Source organism: Vibrio sp. 378 (genome assembly GCF_033339435.1).
The window spans coordinates 137,450-156,427 of the sequence record NZ_JAWOUO010000004.1 but is presented as its reverse complement, the minus strand read 5'-3'; the positions used below and the strand labels follow the sequence as shown (position 1 = coordinate 156,427).

At 44.1% G+C, this 18,978-nt stretch carries 14 protein-coding genes and 1 tRNA gene; 7 read left to right on the top strand and 8 right to left on the bottom strand.

The window, feature by feature from the left end; all coding sequences use genetic code 11:
* Positions 1-151 precede the first annotated feature (151 nt).
* Both R7Q48_RS09475 and R7Q48_RS09470 read left to right on the top strand, forming a co-directional pair.
* The gene (locus tag R7Q48_RS09475) at positions 152-1,480 is read left to right on the top strand and encodes a sphingomyelin phosphodiesterase (protein WP_238844149.1); all 1,329 of its coding nucleotides are present in this window, start codon (positions 152-154) and stop codon (positions 1,478-1,480) included.
* Entirely contained in the window at positions 1,477-2,433 is a 957-nt protein-coding gene (locus tag R7Q48_RS09470; RefSeq protein WP_047100813.1) for a hypothetical protein, read from the top strand. The genes R7Q48_RS09475 and R7Q48_RS09470 overlap by 4 nt, the downstream gene beginning before the upstream one ends.
* A gap of 84 nt (positions 2,434-2,517) precedes the next feature.
* Here R7Q48_RS09470 and trpS read toward each other — a convergent pair whose 3' ends face one another.
* Complete coding sequence (trpS, locus tag R7Q48_RS09465; protein ID WP_115385859.1) at positions 2,518-3,540, bottom strand: tryptophan--tRNA ligase; 1,023 nt, start codon at positions 3,538-3,540, stop codon at positions 2,518-2,520.
* Positions 3,541-4,141: 601 nt separating this feature from the next.
* Here trpS and R7Q48_RS09460 point away from each other — a divergent pair.
* Positions 4,142-5,098, top strand: a complete 957-nt coding sequence (locus R7Q48_RS09460) for an AEC family transporter (RefSeq protein WP_025766898.1) — start codon at positions 4,142-4,144, stop codon at positions 5,096-5,098.
* 44 nt (positions 5,099-5,142) lie between these two features.
* On the opposite strand, the gene R7Q48_RS09455 is transcribed toward R7Q48_RS09460, so the two are convergent.
* From R7Q48_RS09455 to R7Q48_RS09440, 4 genes are all read right to left on the bottom strand, one after another.
* A complete protein-coding gene (locus tag R7Q48_RS09455; protein ID WP_318132265.1) occupies positions 5,143-5,598 on the bottom strand; it encodes a MarR family winged helix-turn-helix transcriptional regulator in 456 nt (151 codons plus the stop codon).
* Between the two features lie 187 nt (positions 5,599-5,785).
* Positions 5,786-8,947, bottom strand: coding sequence for an efflux RND transporter permease subunit (locus R7Q48_RS09450; protein WP_256902835.1), 3,162 nt, complete (start codon positions 8,945-8,947; stop codon positions 5,786-5,788).
* Positions 8,948-8,949: 2 nt separating this feature from the next.
* The gene (locus tag R7Q48_RS09445) at positions 8,950-10,089 is read right to left on the bottom strand and encodes an efflux RND transporter periplasmic adaptor subunit (RefSeq protein WP_053349487.1); all 1,140 of its coding nucleotides are present in this window, start codon (positions 10,087-10,089) and stop codon (positions 8,950-8,952) included.
* 466 nt (positions 10,090-10,555) lie between these two features.
* Complete coding sequence (locus R7Q48_RS09440; protein ID WP_167415113.1) at positions 10,556-12,193, bottom strand: methyl-accepting chemotaxis protein; 1,638 nt, start codon at positions 12,191-12,193, stop codon at positions 10,556-10,558.
* A 774-nt stretch (positions 12,194-12,967) separates the two neighbouring features.
* On the opposite strand from R7Q48_RS09440, the gene R7Q48_RS09435 reads away from it, so the two are divergent.
* Complete coding sequence (locus R7Q48_RS09435) at positions 12,968-13,957, top strand: Solitary outer membrane autotransporter beta-barrel domain (RefSeq protein ID WP_256902834.1); 990 nt, start codon at positions 12,968-12,970, stop codon at positions 13,955-13,957.
* A gap of 5 nt (positions 13,958-13,962) precedes the next feature.
* Here the strand turns inward: R7Q48_RS09435 and R7Q48_RS09430 are convergent, their stop codons facing one another.
* A complete protein-coding gene (locus R7Q48_RS09430) occupies positions 13,963-14,211 on the bottom strand; it encodes a hypothetical protein (RefSeq protein ID WP_005378271.1) in 249 nt (82 codons plus the stop codon).
* A gap of 816 nt (positions 14,212-15,027) precedes the next feature.
* On the opposite strand from R7Q48_RS09430, the gene R7Q48_RS09425 reads away from it, so the two are divergent.
* The 3 genes from R7Q48_RS09425 (at position 15,028) to R7Q48_RS09415 (ending at position 17,836) form a co-directional block, all read left to right on the top strand.
* Complete coding sequence (locus tag R7Q48_RS09425) at positions 15,028-16,359, top strand: cytochrome ubiquinol oxidase subunit I (RefSeq protein WP_005388402.1); 1,332 nt, start codon at positions 15,028-15,030, stop codon at positions 16,357-16,359.
* A gap of 2 nt (positions 16,360-16,361) precedes the next feature.
* Entirely contained in the window at positions 16,362-17,354 is a 993-nt protein-coding gene (locus tag R7Q48_RS09420; protein WP_256902833.1) for a cytochrome d ubiquinol oxidase subunit II, read from the top strand.
* A 353-nt stretch (positions 17,355-17,707) separates the two neighbouring features.
* A complete protein-coding gene (locus R7Q48_RS09415) occupies positions 17,708-17,836 on the top strand; it encodes a hypothetical protein (RefSeq protein ID WP_256902832.1) in 129 nt (42 codons plus the stop codon).
* A 273-nt stretch (positions 17,837-18,109) separates the two neighbouring features.
* On the opposite strand, the gene R7Q48_RS09410 is transcribed toward R7Q48_RS09415, so the two are convergent.
* Both R7Q48_RS09410 and R7Q48_RS09405 read right to left on the bottom strand, forming a co-directional pair.
* Positions 18,110-18,197: transfer RNA gene (locus tag R7Q48_RS09410), tRNA-Ser, on the bottom strand.
* Between the two features lie 144 nt (positions 18,198-18,341).
* A complete protein-coding gene (locus R7Q48_RS09405; RefSeq protein WP_256902831.1) occupies positions 18,342-18,791 on the bottom strand; it encodes an L-alanine exporter AlaE in 450 nt (149 codons plus the stop codon).
* Positions 18,792-18,978: the final 187 nt, after the last annotated feature.

Genomic DNA, 18,978 nt, shown 5'->3' with positions numbered 1-18,978 from the left:
CACACACTCAATACCCCCATCCTAACCATTGAATAAAGATCACATTCTGATAACAATTTTCAGCGCTGGCTTAGATGTCATCCATATTTAACGTGCAAGTAACATTTATAAACAAGAATGATTGCTCTAGTTCAAATGATGGAAAAATAAGATGAAATTTTCGCAGTGGAGCCTTTTATTAAGTAGCTTGATAGCGTTACCCTGCATTGCAGATACCGACGTTTACCTAACGAATAACTCTGATCAACCGTTAACTATTCAAGTAAAACATGAAGGCAGTGATTTGCTTCAATACGGAGAAGAGTGGCAACAACATGTGCAGGTACTTGGTCCGTGGGAAACTAAATCTGTATTAAGCTTCAACCGCTGGGAGGGCGTGAAATCAAATCAAACTTACCGTTTTGAAACGGTGGTTTCTAGCCCCGAAGGTGAAAGCATAACACTCAATCAAATAATGGAAGGCCATTGGTACAATTCGACCATTGAATACGGCTTGTCCGCAGCCGATGTCGAGTTATCACTCAAAGATGATCGTAACATTCATCGTGCCAACACTAACGCTTTTGGTGCGAGAGAAACCGAACTGGCATTTAAGTCAGACAGTACCGCTCGATATGATGATCTTTACTACACCATCACGCCAAGCAAGGTAGCGGAGTCTGTCGACAACGAAGAACAAAACCTTAAGTTGATGACTTATAACATCTGGGCGTTGACGGCTATTGCATCGCACATTGGAGATCGTTACGAACTGATTCCTCAACATGTAAAAGGTTACGATGTTTTGGCGCTGCAAGAGGTGTTTGCCAGCGGCCGTGAAGCATTCTTACGTGAGTTAGCCAAGGAATATCCTTACCAAACAAAGATGTTAGATAAAGAAGGCGTTAATATTCATGATGGTGGCGTAATCATAGTTAGTCGCTACCCTATCGTGAACGAAGCGCAATATGTCTTTCCCGATTGCTCTGGTACAGACTGCTTTGCCGATAAAGGCGTAAATTATGCGGAAATAATTAAAGGTGGTCAGGCTTACCATGTGTTTGCTACCCATACCGCATCTTTCGATACAGACACCGCCCGTGAGTATCGTCAGCGCCAGTTCAAACAAATCCGCGCACTCGCCCAATCTCTTAAAATTCCTTCAAGCGAAACTGTGGTATACAGCGGCGACTTTAACGTCAACAAAAGAAAGTTCCCTGGTGACTACCAACAAATGATCGCTAACTTAAGTGCCATAGAGCCTCACTACTCTGGTTACACGGAGTCAACCTTTGATCCCCGTATCAATAACTTCGCAGGTGAAGCGTTATCAGGTGGCGAAAACGTGGAATACCTTGACTATGTTATGGTGAGTAGTGAATACGGGGTGAAATCATTCAATGACAACCGTGTAGACGTGCCGCGCACAACCGCAGAGAGTTTATGGAAACACTATAACCTTTCTGACCATTTCCCAGTAAGCGCAACAATCAAGCCATGAAGAAAATCGCTTTGATAATCATGTCCGCCATTATGGCGGGCATGATATTTTTAACTTTCAATCACGATGTTCAAAAAAAAGAGCTCGCTTCCTCTCCTTCCCCTAAGACAAAAAATCAGAGTGTCTCCAGTACATCACCACAAACAAGCAGCATCGTGCCCGATACGGATACTTCACCACAAACAGCTAACCTCCCTTCCACAGTTCAAATAACGACTGAGCGATTAACTCAACTCAAAGGCAGGAAACTTGTCGCTGAACTTGAGACGTTTTGGCATGAGTGTATGTTGAACCGTAGTTGTGAAGAGCAGATCGCCTTGTTTGAGGCGCATTTATCTTCAGCTCGATTCCAGCTTTTGGCGAACTACCCTCAGCTCAGCAGCCAATGGCAAGAGAGTGTAGGAAATTTGTTATTTGATAAGCAACAATCACTGGCGTCGCGTATTGCACAGCTGAAGAACGAAGCAAGAAGCATCTGGGGAGAATTGGCTGATGTTGTTTTCGCGGATGAGTTCGCGCTGTACGATTTCAACTTAGAAGCCCAAAAGCTGGACACTCAAAGCCCAGATAACTTTTTGCGAGCTTTCGAGCAACTCACCATTGACTGGCAAGAACATGCAGGTGCTATCGGGCTAACAAGCGACCAGGAAAAATATGAGCGTGCGGTCACCCTGATTCCTAATAGTATGAGCCTACCAGATCGCTTGGCGCTCATCGCAGAGCTAGAACGAACTTACTTAACGAAAGAAGAAAGTAAAAACATTCATGCTCGTCAGCAGCAAATTACAGAGCAAAAAAAACAAGTCAAAGATTACCAACAAGCATTACAACAACTTGAGTCCAAGCTAAGAACGCAAAGAGCTTCTAGCCATTCAAATTTGTCAGAACCGGAATGGCAAAGCTATTACCAACAAGAAGTCGCGGATTTTCGTCGTGAATTTTTTTCTTCTTAACAATGCGCTTTGACTGACTGGGAACTTAAAAAGGCACGTTGCTAACCAGCCGTCGTGCCTTATGTTCAACTCTCTACTTTTAATTCAGAACAAATTTAAACCAAATACATCTTTCACATCAAATAGCACTTTTTCGGTTTTCTCGCGAGAACGCTCACTACCTTGTTTTAAAATATCAATCAGCTGCGCTTTATCATTCAAATACATAGCGCGCTTTTCTCGAATAGGGCGAAGCATCTCTTGTAAGCATTCTTCTAACACTTTCTTGGTCAAACCATCACCTAACCCACCTCGTCGATAATGGTCTTTTAGCTGTTCGACATAATTTTTATCAGGATGAAAAGCATCGAGGTAGATGAATACAATATTCCCTTCGACTTGGCCTGGGTCCTCAATTTTCAGATGATTGGGATCGGTATACATAGATTTCACTGCCGCGGAAATCTCCTTTTCGGAGGCCCCTAAGTTGATTGCGTTCCCCATGCTTTTAGACATCTTATTTTTACCGTCAGTACTCGGCAAACGAGGTGCATCGCTAAGTAATGGACGGCATTCTCTAAGAACTTCTTTTCCACCCAGATGGTTTATTTTTCTCACGATTTCATTAGTTTGCTCTAACATCGGCAGTTGGTCATCACCCACTGGTACTAGCGTCGCATGAAACCCCGTAATATCAGCAGCTTGAGAAATTGGATACGTTAAAAAGCCTGCGGGAATAGAGCGTTCAAAACCTTTACTCTGAATCTCATTTTTAACCGTAGGGTTTCTCTCTAATCGTGCGATAGAAACAAGATTACTGTAATACATTGTCAACTCGGCTAACGCTGGAATTTGAGACTGCAACGTGATCGTAGTTTGAGCGGGGTTGATACCAACAGCCAAATAATCTGCAACGACATTGAGAATATTAGAGAATACCTTTGATGGGTTATGCGCGTTATCCGTCAGCCCTTGCATGTCCGCAACCAAGATCGTTTGCTCGTGCTCCGTTTGCAATTTGACTCGTTGTTGCAATGAACCAATATAGTGCCCGAGGTGTAATGGACCTGTTGCTCGATCTCCGGTAAGTATAATTTCACGCTGAGATGTATTTTTATGGCTATTCATATTTGTCTCCAAGTATTTAATAGATCGCTACTGGAGATAAAAAGATCAAACACTCTTAGCTACCATCCAGCAGCTTAAGAATGTAAGTATTCCGCGCCGCTCTATTTAGAGCGCCACCAAGAGAAGGTTGTTAATGAAGGGCGAACGTGTATTTTCATGTTTTTTAAACTAACAGCACACACCGCAGAACTCAATCTGTTTTGTACTGAATTAGTGTGAGTGTTCCAACAGCCAATTAAGAGGATTACATTGGTAAAGACATCGCAATGACCAAAACCGCACCAAATACCGAACCAGAGACAAACGCACACAGTACAGTTTTGTTGTGTTTCCTTTTCATTGATGAACTCCTATCCATAACTACGATGACCAGCCCTCACATCTAATACGCATGTGGATGCATCACGACAACGAGTTAACCAACATATCGCACGTAGGACCAGTACCGCTTTGTTAAATTGGGACCTCGTCCATAACTTGGAGTGTAAATGACTCCGGAACCTACAACAGAAGAAAATTTCATCACGTTACTGTCCTACCCTCCGGGTTTGTGGCTTAATAGGCAACAGGAACACTTTTTTCTTTTGCTGCGGATACTTACATGGAAGCTGTTTTACATCAGTTGCAATTCTCTTTGTCGATAACCGGACCTATCTGTTTGATGTTGGTACTTGGCGTTCTTTTTAAGCGCTTTGGTCTAATCAACGATAATTTTATCGAAGTAGGCTCTAAACTGGTGTTTCAAGTTACCTTGCCTGCAATGTTATTTGTCAGCATTGTGGCTTCAGAACACGACTTTTCCGCGGCAAGTGGATTCGTCAATTTCGGCGTCATCGCTAGTATTTCGTTTTTCATTTTCACCTACCTTTCCGTCAAACTTCTGTTCAAAGCATCGCCTGACCAAGGCGTTCTCATCCAAGGTGGGTTCCGAGCAAATACAGGTATTATTGGTATCGCTTACGTTGCCAATGCGTATGGTTCTCAAGGTGTGGCGCTAGCAGCGCTCTATGTCGCGGTCACCACATTTATTTATAACGTCCAAGCGGTAATTTGCTTATCGCCCAAGGGGGCAACGTCTGCCTCGCAAGCAGCAAAGATGATGGGCCGAACACTGACTAGGAATCCGCTCATAATCTCCATTGTTCTAGGAATGGCTTTTTATTTACTCGCTATTCCAGTACCGAATGTGGTTATTGACGCAGGAGACTACTTGTCCAAAATGACATTGCCTTTGGCGCTGTTGTGTACGGGTGGCTCACTTGACTTTAGCTTGATGAGAAAAGAGAAAGGTCCATCTTGGTTTGCGAGCAGTTACAAGCTCATCGTAGCGCCAGTCATCATCACCATGGGAGCTTACTTAGTAGGATTTCGAGGAATTGAGCTAGGTATTCTTTTCTTTATGAACGCCTCTCCAGTCGCTGCTGCCAGCTATGTCATGGCGCGTTCCATGGGAGGCAATGCCACGTTAGCTGCAAATATCATCGCACTCACTACGGTGCTTTCTACCGTGACCTGTACGTTGGGCATCCTATTTCTTAAGTTCTACAGCTTAATATAATTGGTCCGCGATAAAATAAAGACGCTAAACGGCATTGATGTCAGTTACTGGTCGTGATTCGCAAAAGTGAGCTTTCTTACCAGACGAAAAAATTCACTCGCTTCAGATTCCGACAAACAAGAAAAAAACTCTTTCTGTAAATTCGTCATGATTTGATGAACTTGCTTTAAGGCATTTGCTCCCTCTTTTGTCATGCTTAGCATTTTAAGGCGCTGATTCGATTTACTTTTAGAAACTTGAACAAACCCTCTCTTTTCCAGATTGTCCACCATCCGCTTTGCTACACTTCGCTCAGTTCGAACCGCATCAGCCAACGCTTGCTGGCTCATAGGTTGAAATTCTTCTAAAGCGGCCAGTGCACTTGCCATTTCTAGTGTCATCAAATTTTGCCGAGAGAGCTCGGCTTGGGCACGATTGCGGTACATGCGCTGCATCACACCGCAGACAAACGTAGGGCTTTGATCCAAAACGGAAATTGGGGAAATTTTCTGATCTTTCATCGTCGTTTTTCTTCTTTAGGCTTTCATTCGGCCGAAAAGGCTGTGCTGATACGGCACACAACACGCCGTCTTTCAGGCTCGCGTCATAGACGGTAACCACCAAGTGAAAACATAAAATAAAGAGCGCCGAAGCGCCCTTTAATCGTGTTAATTATCACTAGTATAACTCAGTTAAAACAACCAAGTCCTACTCGCTTTGCTGACTGGGTTTAGTGCTGGTCTCAGACAACTCTACCTCCGACTCTTTTCTCGCACGTCGATCAAACAATCGCTCAACCACTACAAAGAAGATTGGGACGAAGAATATACCCAATATCGTGGCACTGATCATGCCACCAAGTACGCCGGTACCCACTGCGTTTTGACCTGCCGATCCCACACCTGAACTGATAGCAAGTGGTACCACACCCAAACCAAAAGCAAGCGATGTCATGATAATTGGGCGCAGACGAACGCGAACAGCATGTAAGGTTGCTTCGATAAGCCCAGCGCCTTTCTCATAGTAGTCCTTTGCAAACTCAACAATCAGAATGGCGTTTTTGGTTGCCAAGCCGACCGTCGTTAATAAGCTCACCTGGAAGAACACATCGTTATCCATACTGCGCGTCATTACCGCAAGCACAGCACCAAGCACACCAAGAGGAACAACTAACACCACGGCGAAAGGTACTGACCAACTTTCATACAAAGCGGCAAGAACTAAGAATACGACGAGGATAGATAGCGCATATAGCATCGGCGCTTGGTTTCCGGAAAGGCGCTCTTCATACGAAATACCATTCCAGTTCACCGTGAAACCTTCTGGTAGCTTTTCTACCATTGCTTCAATTTCTTCCATGGCTTCACCAGTACTTACACCAGGAGCTGCACCGCCTTGAATATTCATTGCTGGCAAACCATCAAAGCGCTGCAAAAGAGGAGAACCATAGGTCCACTCGCCACTCGCAAAAGCAGAGAAAGGCACCATCTCTCCTTTAGCGTTGCGTACGTACCATGAATCGAAGTCTTTTGGCTGCATGCGGTATTCCGCATCACTTTGCACCATCACTTTCTTCACACGACCTCGGTCAATATAATCGTTAATGTAAGCCCCGCCCCATGCAGCTGACAGGATTTGGTTTACGTCATTGATACTGACATCCAAAGCACGAAGTTTGACGTGGTCAATGTTCACTTTGTACATTGGCGCATCTGCCTGACCGTTTGGACGAACACCAACAAGTTTCGGGTTTTGTGCTGCCATGCCCAGAAGTTGCCCTTGAGCCGCAACTAATGCATCGTGCCCTTTATTCAACGAGTCTTGGAGATAGAAATCGAAACCTGTCGAGTTACCTAGCTCTTGAATCGCTGGAGGGGCGAACGCAAACACCAAAGCTTCTTTAATGGTAGAGAAGTACCCCATCGCTCGACCAGTAATGGAAGCTGCATCGGCGCCTGGCGCTTCACGCTCAGACCAATCTTTCAGGCCGATAAATGCCATACCCATATTTTGGCCTTGGCCTGCGAAACTAAATCCAGCAACGGAGAAGACAGACTTTACATTATCTTTTTCGTCTACTAGGTAAAAGTCACGCATTTTCTCAAGTGTTTTTTCCGTCTGTTCTTGTGTTGAGTTAGGCGGCAAAATAGCCATTGAGAATACTGTGCCTTGGTCTTCATCTGGCAAAAATGACGTTGGAAGGTTCATAAATAACCAGCCAGCACCTGCACTCATTGCCAAAAATACAACCAACATGCGACCTGTGCGTTTTAGAAGTTTGGCAACGCCGGTTTCATAGCCTGCTGTCATCGCATCAAACTTGCGGTTAAACCAGCCAAAGAAGCCTTTCTTCTCTAGAAGCTCAGCATCGCCTTTTTTCAGCAACGTAGCACACAATGCTGGAGTCAGAATTATCGCAACCAAAACGGAAAGCGTCATAGCCGCCACAATAGTTATTGAAAACTGACGGTAAATAACCCCGGTAGAACCAGACATAAACGCCATAGGGACGAATACCGCTGAAAGCGTCAACCCCACACCAATCAGGGCACCAGTGATCTGCCCCATCGATTTTTTGGTCGCTTCTTTGGGCTCCAACCCATCTTCATGCATCACACGCTCGACGTTTTCCACCACAACGATGGCATCATCCACCAGCAAACCGATAGCCAGAACCATCGCGAACATGGTTAACGTGTTTACGCTAAATCCAGTCGCGTACAAAATAGCGAAGGTTCCGAGCAATACGACAGGCACTGCGATCGTTGGAATGATCGTCGCACGGAAGTTCTGCAAGAACAGGTACATGATTAAGAACACAAGAAGAATAGCTTCTAATAGCGTTTTAACCACTTCTTGAATCGAGGCTTTGACGAATGGCGTTGTTTCAAATGGGTACGCAATCTGCAACCCTTCTGGGAACGTTGCACTCAGTTGTTCTAAGCGCTCTTTTACCGCATTGGCTGTCTCAAGCGCGTTTGCGCCAGTACCTAATGAAATACCTAACCCCGACGCTGGGAAGCCATTATATTGGCCTCGAATATCATAACTTTCTGCACCACGCTCAACGCGAGCTACATCTTTCAAATAAACATTCGAACCACTGGCGTCGGACTTAAGAATGATGTCTTGGAACTCTTCTACACTGCTCAAACGACTTGCAGAAGAAATCGTAGCATTCAACAACTGACCTTCCTGCGCAGGTGCCGCACCCAGTTGACCTGAAGAAACTTGCGCGTTCTGTTCACTGATCGCGTTCGCTACATCGATTGCGGTCAAGTTGAACTGCGTAAGCTTAAATGGATCCAGCCAAACTCGCATCGCATACTGCGCACCAAACGCCTGCACTTGTCCTACGCCAGTTACACGACTTATCGGGTCTTGAATATTCGTTACAACAAAGTCGCCGATATCGTTTTCTGTAAAGTCAGGATCTTCAGAATAAACTGCGACAACCATGAGAAATGCCGTATTGGATTTATTGACGACAATACCTTGGTTTTGTACCTCCATCGGCAATGAAGTCAATGCCAATTGCAGTTTGTTCTGCACCTGTACTTGCGCGATATCAGGATCAGCTTCGCTATCAAACGTCAGGGTAATTGTCGCATTACCAAATGCATCACTGCTCGATGATAGGTAGCGAAGGTAATCTAATCCCGTCATGTTTTGCTCGATAACTTGCGTTACCGAGTCTTCAACGGTTTTTGCTGATGCACCTGGATAGCGAGCACTGATGGTGATCGTCGTCGGTGAAATCGTTGGGTATTGCGAGACGGGTAAATTGAATAATGACATTACCCCCGCCAACATCGTTAGAATCGCGAGAACCCAAGCAAATACCGGACGATCGATAAAAAATCGTGCCATGATTACTCCTGTTCACCGTTTTGGATAGTTACCGAACTGCCTGGCCCTACCTTTTGTAAACCGGCGGTAATGACTTTATCACCCGCGTTCAAACCATCAATAATGCGCCATTGGCTATTGATCGCTTCAGCAGTCTTCACTGGTTTCGCTTCCACTTTGTTCTCGCCATTAACCGTCATCACTGTCGCTTTACCTGTCGCATCACGAGATACCGTATTTTGTGGTATTAGAATCGCATCAGGGTCGACACCAGTAATGACCGTCGCACGAACAAACATTCCAGGTAGCAACAAACCGTCAGGGTTTGGGAATTCGGCACGAAGCGTCACGCTGCCCGTACTTTCGTTCACATTGACCTCAGTAAATTTCATTGTGCCTTTGTGTTCGTAAGTGCTGCCATCTTCAAGCATCAATGTAACTTGCGCAGAGTCATCTTCTTGCATATGGCCTTGGGAGAGTGATGCTTTCAAACGCAGCAGTTGCGCGGATGATTGCACAATATCAACATTGATAGGGTCAAGCTGCTGAATGGTCGCTAATTTGGCAGCTTGGTTAGCCGTAACCAACGCACCCGCTGTCACACTCGATTTACCGATCACCCCGCTAATCGGAGCTTTGACTTGCGTATAATCTAAGTTGATTTTTGCTGTGTTGATCTTGGCTTTTGCGACTAGGACCTGCGCTTTCGCTTCTTTGTATGCCGCTTCTGCTTCATCCAAGTCTTGTTGGCTGATGGATTTTTTGGTGATCAAGGTTCTGTAACGCTTCACCGTGGCATAGGTCGACTCTGCCGCAGCTTGCGCACGGATTAATTCCGCTTCAGCGCTCAGCAAATCCGCCTGAAATGACGAATCATCAATTTGATATAGCGACTGTCCTTGTTCAACAAATCCACCTTCAACAAAATTTCGTTCCGAAATAATGCCAGTAACTTGCGGACGAACTTCTGCTTCTTTGAATGCTCGGCTACGACCCGGCAGCTCTACTGTCAATGCTTGGCGCGTTGGCTGCACTGTTAACACTTCTACTTCGGTTGCGGGCGCAGGACCACCACCTTGGCTCGACCCTTCTTCGCTAGGTTGACATCCAACCACAAAAAGGCTCGACGCAATCAGCAGAGATAGCGTGGTTTTACGTCTCATGAATTTTTCTCTCTTATCTACCGACAAGCCTTCAAGATTCCTTATTAAAAGCTTCTAGAATGACTTAATAATGACTAACGGATGTATATCCAGAACAAATTAATTAGGATGATAAATACCCAGTGTTGTACATACAACAAAATTTACAGTTCTATACGCTTACGAAAAACGTTTATGGTAAAGGTGTTATGAAGTTCTCAAATTTGAAGATTTTGGGTTGGAAATCACATTTTCTTGTGTGCAATTGCAATGGTTAAAAAGCAGCAAAAGTGATGATAAAAGCATCATCACGCTGTACAGAGTTTGTTACCGCTGTCTAGGGTTATTTGCCCACTCTGGTATACGAACTAAAGTGAGAAAGGAATGTAAATATAGTCGAAATTTCACAAGTCAGGTTCGCCACTTATCTAAAAAATAACCCGCTAAGAAGCGGGTTATTTCGTCAGTGAGATTGCTGTTCTCAAGCTTATACTTTGAACTGACTGACCTGATGATCTAAACGTTGAGTTTGCTCTGACAACATGGCTAAAGAAGCTTGCGCTTGGTTTACGATTTCCACAATTGAAGTGCTACTGTCTGCAATGCCTTGTACGTTGCTATTTACTTCGTCACTTACTGTACTTTGCTGGCTCGCAGCCGTTGCAATGTGTGTATTCATCTCGTTCATACGTGAAATCGCGTTCAAGATTTCAGAAAGGGATTCACTCGCTCGGCCAGCGGACTTGATCGTTTCATCACTGCTATTTTGGCTACCGCGCATCACTTCTACAGCTTGTCCTGCACCAGATTGTAGCTTTTCAATCATGGTTTGGATTTCTCCCGTACTCTGTTGCGTACGACTGGCTAAAGAACGAACCTCGTCCGCTACCACAGCAAAGCCTCGCCCTTGCTCTCCAGCGCGAGCCGCTTCAATGGCTGCGTTAAGCGCTAATAAGTTTGTTTGCTCGGCAATACCACGAATTACATCCAGTACGGACGCAATGTTACTCACATCATGATCCAATGTGTTAATGACGTGGCTTGCGCTTTCGATTTCACTTGCGAGGCTACGAATTGAGCTAACCGTTTGATCCAAAATAACATTGGTATTGGTAAGTTCATCATTCGCTGTTTGGCTCGCAACCGCAGCTTCGTTAGCGCTATCGCTTACATTTCTGCTGGTGACTTGCATTTCATGCACTGCCGCCGCTACCGCCTCGCTATCTTTTTGCTGAGAAACGGTCGAGTTCGCGATGGTCGTGGTCAACGAGCTAAGATTTGCCATTTCGTTACGTAAGGTATTTGAGCTTTCAATTACCTGAGCGACTGTCACTTGAATTTTGGACACAAACTGGTTAAATGCGTCTGCTAAATTGCCAATTTCGTCTTGTGTTTTTACATCGATTCGCTGACTTAGATCACCTTCACCGGACGCAATTTCTGTCATCGCATTTTTAATATCATTGATAGGCTTCACAACCGTTTGTAACAACAAAAAAGCCATCGCGATAGCGGCAAAAATAACAATCACAATGCCAGCCTCAAGAATGAGTTCTGCTCTTGTTGCAGCCGCTGATATTTCGTCCTTCAATTGGTTTTGCTTTTCTTCTATTGCATCTTTTACAACGTTAAGCTGCGCTCTAACCTCGATAAATTGGTCTTCAAAGGTATGTTTGTGCTCATTATAGTAACCACGCCATTGAGATTGAGGTAAACGTAGCATCGCTTCATAACTTACTAACCATTTTTCACCCAAAGAGACAAGCGTTCGAACTTCATTACCATGTGTAGAAGGCATCACACCGGCTTGTGATAGCTCAATCATTTGTTCCATACGTGGCAGTGCTTTGTAGGCGTTGTCTTTGTATTCACCGATGTGATGATCAATATCGTTTTGAGTATCAGAAAGTGCAACACCTTGGATTGCAGATGTTGCTTGGTAAAGATCGCGATAAGCATCCTCAATCGTTAATAAGTTCGGCACGATCTGTTCGTTGAGTGTCTCACTCAATTCAGATTGCTTCCAACTTGTCATAACGTTTAATACAGAGCTCACAATAAACAATCCAATAATCAATGACAGCGGAATCACTATCTTCTGCTTGATCGTTAAGTTCTGGAACATGAATAGACTCTCTTTATTTATGGTATACAAACTGCCGGAAATTATATCAAACAAATAGAGTATACCATTAGGTAAAAGAGGCTATTCAACATGAAATCTAATGACTTTTTGACAAGGGTTCTAATTTCAACAATTAGTTGATTTTATACAAAATTTAACAAAGAGATCTTTTCAAAAGATGCAAATTAAAATGCTCTTTCAAAACGAAAAATATGTAACAGAAAGTGAATTAAAAGGGACCACATTTTGAAGAATAGATCGAATCAATGATTTACTGAGAACACATACAAAACACAGTTCTTGGATTGAGCACCACCGCGGAATATGCAAAGGTCCGAACATTTCTTCTAAAGCTCAAAAAAACCATTGTTTATCTGACGTATTTAAGGGTACTCCTTGATGATGTTAGTCGTGATGTTGGCAGACAGGATGCTTACAAGTTTTCGAAGTTAACCAGTAGCACAGTGAACGATTCAGATTTTCTTGAGCGCCAAGGCAATAAAAAAGTTTGCTATTTTCCTCTCAAGAGACGCATTAAAGAAAATAATGCAACCTAGTCACAAAGTCTTGCTACATCTTCAGAAAAGAATGATGTTGCTAAACAAATCTGGTGCAGCATACACATTGAAGCTAAACTCGTTTAAGGAACTTTTTCATATCAATATGAGAAAACATAGATTTCTCAAAGTTACACCGACCATTCAACGATTAAACTAATGTTAGCGTACCGGTACGTCCAAAAACTCCATGCATGAACCATTTGAAAGAGCCAAAATGTTCCAACCCAACTTCGCCTCAGTGGAGTGGCGAGTCGTTTCGCTCGCTCTCCTACTCTCTCTTCCTAACACAGCTCAAGCGGATCCACTAGATAAGGAAATTAGCAACCTTCTCCAACAACGTTTTTCTATCGCGGTTTTGCTGTCCGACACTGACGCAATTGCGTTTGGTATTGGCGACTTTGATCCGAATGCATTATTTGATACCGCCAACCCAGAGTTCGGGACTGACGAGTCAATCAATGAACGTCGAAGCAAATCCGTATATGTTCTCCCTTACACGACTAACTTTGACATAGAGGGCAGCGAGGACTTACATGAGCTGTCGTTTAAGGCATTTACGATACAAACAGAGAATGATCTCAAACTATTCGGCACAAGTAAGGATCTTCTCAAGGAAAGGACATACGGTGCATCGATTGGTTATGGGTACCTATACAAAGCAAATGAAAGCGTCACCCTTAGCACCAGAACGACGACTCACCTTATGCGTTATGAAAACTCATTCTCTACCGATAATAAACTTTCCTCCATCATTGGAAGAATCCTAGACGGCCGTGCCGTTAACGTTTCAGCATGGGCGGCAATAGTTCAACCATCCATTAAAGCCAAATACACGTCTCCCACAAGTTGGGGGAAATGGCATGCCAGTTCGACATTGAATTCATTCATTGGGCACAGCTGGGGAAGCGCAAATAACGGCAATATAGGCAACCCTAAAGGTTGGTACCTATCTAATGAAATCACCGGTTACTACAATATTTATCACGGTGAGCAAGCTTTATTTACTGGGATTAAAAGAGTCGACCTTTCGCATGATTTAAGCGACGAACTTGGAAGTCCGCATTACTACGAAGCTTCTATAGGATGGCTATTTTATGCACCAAAGCCCTTTGATTGGTTGGACAATTTCGGCATAGGCGTTAACTTCAACTACGGCTCGACTCTCAGAGGTGGCAGCATTCAACTTTACTACAACAAACAATAACGCTGTCAGTACAGGAACCAGTTGGTAGCATATATAACAAGAAGAACTAGAAGACACAAAAGGAATGGCAGAGTTAGCGTCTTCGCAAACTTTTTCATGAGACTTGGGTTATCAAACACCACACCTTCCGCTTCTCTTACCCTTCGCTCTTCGTCAAAATGCCATTTAATGGCTAAGTAGGCTCCTATCCCTAATACAATAAGCTTAAAAGCTCCAGCAAAGTAAGGAAAGAAATTAGCCCAACTGTCGTTCATTATCCATCTCCATCAAATTCAATATCAGCTTTGCGGTGGCAGAATCCAAGATTCATGTAGAATGCCCCCCTCAAAGTCAGACTCTCTGGCTAGCGCCAGTCTACTGCTCGAGATAGCTGTCCACAACTCTCTTTACCATATCGGCATTTATTAATTATTTAATAAATAATAAGAAAGACACTAGCACACTTGCTGAAAAGTAAGTGTCAGTTTGGATTGAAACTCATCAGGAATCGAAAATGGTCCGCAGTCGACTTGTTGATCTAGTGAAAGCCGAATTACCTAGCGCCAAATCGTTCGCTAGTATAAAAATGTAGCCTATCGCACTTCTGGTCGAGTGCTAACGAACTTATGATGCATATGTCATTAGCAGTGCAATTTTAAGTTTATCAATTAGCTAAAGTTTCCCACCTTAACTGCCAGTAAGTTTGCTGTGTTTGAGATGTTCTCGACATGACTAGTGTATAAATAGTATGGAGGTTCAAAGTGAAGGCAAGGCAATTTTCCTTACTAAAAATATTGTTTTTGTAATTTTATTTCAGGATTATCGAAACCATCATAAGGATAATTCGAACTAATCTTAATCCATGCTCCTTCAGTTACATTTGCTTTCTTTTACTCACTTCTCGCGACTATTAGTGGCATTTTGAGACAATTTCCTACACTCCTTTCTTTCCCTTAGTTGATATAAATCATGGTTAGAAGAAAACAGAATCACCTGTATTTCTCAATACATGAATCCAAACTGCCCGACTTTTCGTAACTAAATTACAGATAGACACGATTTTTAGTATGGCACGTTTTTGAGGAACCAAGATGTTAGATACCCTCATGCTGTCGCGGATCCAGTTCGCGGCCAATATCAGCTTTCACATTCTCTTCCCGACCATCACCATCGCGTTGGCATGGATGTTGGTGTTTTTCAAGTGGCGATATAACCGCACACAAGCCCCCGTATGGCTCGATGTTTATTACTTCTGGGTCAAGATATTCGCTCTCACTTTCGCCTTGGGTGTGGTATCCGGCATTACGATGAGTTTCCAGTTTGGTACCAACTGGCCAGGCTTTATGGAACGAGTCGGAAACGTAGCTGGACCATTGCTCGGATACGAAGTGATGACCGCCTTCTTTATGGAAGCCACCTTCCTGGGTGTAATGCTTTTTGGACGAGGACGAGTACCGGAATGGGTTCATACTCTCGCCACCGTTCTGGTTGCTGTTGGGACAAGTATGTCCGCATTTTGGATTCTGGTGCTTAACAGCTGGATGCACACACCAAGTGGCTATGAAGTGATTGACGGCATTGTTCATGTGACCAGTTGGAAAGAAGTCATTTTCAATCCTTCTTTACCGTACCGTCTTCTACACACGCTATTAGCATCGGCGCTGACTGCCAGCTTCTTGATTGCAGGTATCTCGGCTTATCAAATAATGAAAAAGCCAGATCACCGCTCAGCCAAACTTGGCTTAAAAGTCGCGTTGTTCGCGGCGGCTGGATTCATCCCGATTCAAATCTTTGTCGGAGACCTTCACGGGTTAAACACGCTTGAACATCAACCTGCAAAAATTGCAGCGATGGAAGGTGTGTGGGAGACCGAGCAAGGCGCACCTCTTCTACTATTTGCGATGCCAAATGAAGAAACTCGCAGCAATGATTTTGAAGTGGGCATCCCTAAGTTGGCGAGTTTGATTCTTACGCATGACTTAGATGGGGAAATCCAAGGACTTAACGAGTTTGCACCTGACCACCCGCCAGTGAAGCCCTTGTTCTTTGGCTTCCGCGTGATGGTTGGTGTTGGTGTCCTTATGTTGCTTGTTAGCTGGTATGGCGCGGTGAAGCTAGCACGTAAAAAAGCGCTACCTAAACCTTACCTGTACACGGTATTAGCCATGACGTTCTCTGGTTGGATAGCCACACTGGCGGGTTGGTATGTTACTGAGATTGGTCGACAACCTTGGTTGGTCAGCGGTGTATTGCGAACATCCGAAGCCGTCACCACGGTTGCGAGCAGTAGCGTGATGACTTCGCTCATTATGTACTTAGCCATTTATGCTGCATTGCTGGTTGCGTACATCCATACCCTATTCTATTTGGCGCGCAAAGACGTTGCAGCCCATGAAGTCCCACTGACACAACAAGAGGCCTAATCATGCTCGACTATCTACCAGAAATTTATCTTCTGCTGCTTGGCTTCTCGGTCTTTATGTATGCCGTGCTCGACGGCTACGATCTTGGCGTCGGTATCCTTTTACCGAGTGATAATGAAGCGCAACGTGACCGAATGATAGCGTCTATCGGCCCTTTCTGGGATGCGAATGAAACGTGGTTGGTGTTAGCCGTCGGTATTCTGCTGATTGCCTTTCCTACTGCTCATAGCTTGATTTTGACGGAACTTTATATGCCGACCGCGATTATGCTTATCGCACTGATCATGCGTGGTGTGGCGTTCGACTTCCGAGCCAAAGCGAACTCGGATCAGAAACCTCACTGGGATTGGTGCTTCAGAATTGGCTCGTTAGTCACCGCGCTAACCCAAGGCTACATGGTGGGTCGTTACATCATGGGATTTGAACAATCAACCGAAGCATTTGGCTTTGCTTGGTTAAGCGCACTTTGTGTAGCGGCGGCGTACGTTTACATCGGTGGCGCATGGTTAGTACTAAAAACGGAAGGTGATTTGCAAATACGCTCGGCCCGTTGGTCTCGCCGTGCTGGTTGGTTAGCAGCCTTAGGAATCTTGGTGGTTAGCGTTGTAAACCCAATTGTAAATCAACAAGTTGCCTTGCGTTGGTTCAGCTTCCCAGAAATCTTGTTGCTTGCCCCAGTTCCGTTAATTGTATTGGCAACCATCTTCCTAGTTGATCGCTATTTGCGTCAGGTTCCAATGGTGAATGATCTGGGTGTGCGCTGGCCTTTCTTTGGTGTCACTGTCATTTTCGCGTTGAGCTTTCTCGGGCTTGCGTATAGCTTCTTCCCAGAAGTTGTGCCGGGGTTGATGACCGCACAACAAGCGGCCTCCTCACCTGCGACATTAATAATCGTGGGCTACGGTGTGATGATTGTTATGCCGGTGATATTGCTTTACACCTTTGTGGTATACCGGATCTTCAAAGGCAAAGCGACAGAACTTAGCTACAAGTAGGAAAGGGAATTCCTCAACAAAGCGCCGCTGCTCATGCGGCGTTTTTTTTTGCAGTACTCAACGACTAAAGTATCTACCCAAGGCGACTGAGTGGGAACGCTGAGAGAATGTAGCGGCAGCCAGTAGTTTGTTCCTAACTAGAACGAGATAACCGTTTCTCAACTATAGCGATACAGGCACAAAAACAGAAAGAACATTTGATGTTACAAAAGGTAGACCGCCACTTTAAAACGCTTTGAGTATTTTTTTTGCGCTCAATGAGGTGCAAGTATACTTATGCTTTTTATGACTTGTGAACACTCAATTGCATGTTATGTTGCTGTTGAAATAGTACATGAAATAAGGACAAGAACATGAAGATACGATGCAAAACGACGCAAAGCATTGAAAAATTTAACCCAGATGACCTCAATCCAAACACAGATCTCTTTGTTATGATTGCTGTTGTATTCGTGTTCATGGCTGTTTTGCTTAGCATCTAGTAGCACTACGTTCATTCTTGTGGCCGTATTCATACCTCATGTGATATGGGTGCTAAATTCTAGATTAAAGTGGATAGGCTAACCCGCACCAATCAGATTATGGCTGCCTCTGTATAGCTTCTTCAATTTTGGCGTTGTATAGAGGTGAGATGTGAATAGTTGGCTTGTAGATAGAATGGCGCTTGCACCTTGAGCACTCTTGTGTACTTTCAATGACGCATTACTTTAATGTAGATACGAAAAAAGGCCTGACAAATCAGACCTTTTAGAATGTGGCGGTGAGTGAGAGATTCGAACTCTCGATACGTTGCCGTATACACACTTTCCAGGCGTGCTCCTTCAGCCACTCGGACAACTCACCGAATCAAATTTTGGTTAGCATCATTGGCTAACGAGGCGCTAATTTAATGATTATGTGCCTGATGGTCAAGGCTAAACATAAAAAAAAGCGCCCTTTTCGAATCGATTGCTCACTAAGTAACTAAATTGAGCAAAACTGGGGCATTTACATGCTTTGAGAATAACCGGGAACACGGAACCAACGGCGGCACATGTCCAAGAAGTACCCATACAACACACCCATGCCACAAGAAATAACAGCGTTACTTGCCACTGCGGTCACAATTTGATCTGTAGACGCGCCAACCGCGAATAAGATACCCGCATAAACTGGAGATTGAAATAGTACATAAGCGACCAGATCAGAGATGTTTTTCATAAAGGAAGACGGTGACACCCTACTACCTTGATGCAGCACCCAATCACGAAAAACCCCATACGGCCAAGCAATGGCGATATTCACTGGAATCGATAGCGTACGCGATGCTAGAGATTGCTCAAATGTCATCCCTGAAATCAAAATCTCGACAATCATCCCTGTGATAAAGCAAAAAACAACCATAGCAAAGGTATCCGCTGCGGCGTGACGAATACAAAATGGTCCACGAGACTTCATTTACAAAACCCTTAAAATCAAACACTGCAATTAATAAAAACAATAAAACTATTAACCACTAAAAAGACACCAAGCCAGTTAATGATGCAATTAGAACACACAAAAACTAGCTTATGGTTCCGTATTTAAAATTAAGTTGTAAATTTATAACCAACTTTTAAAGTAAAAGTAGTTTTTTTCACCAATG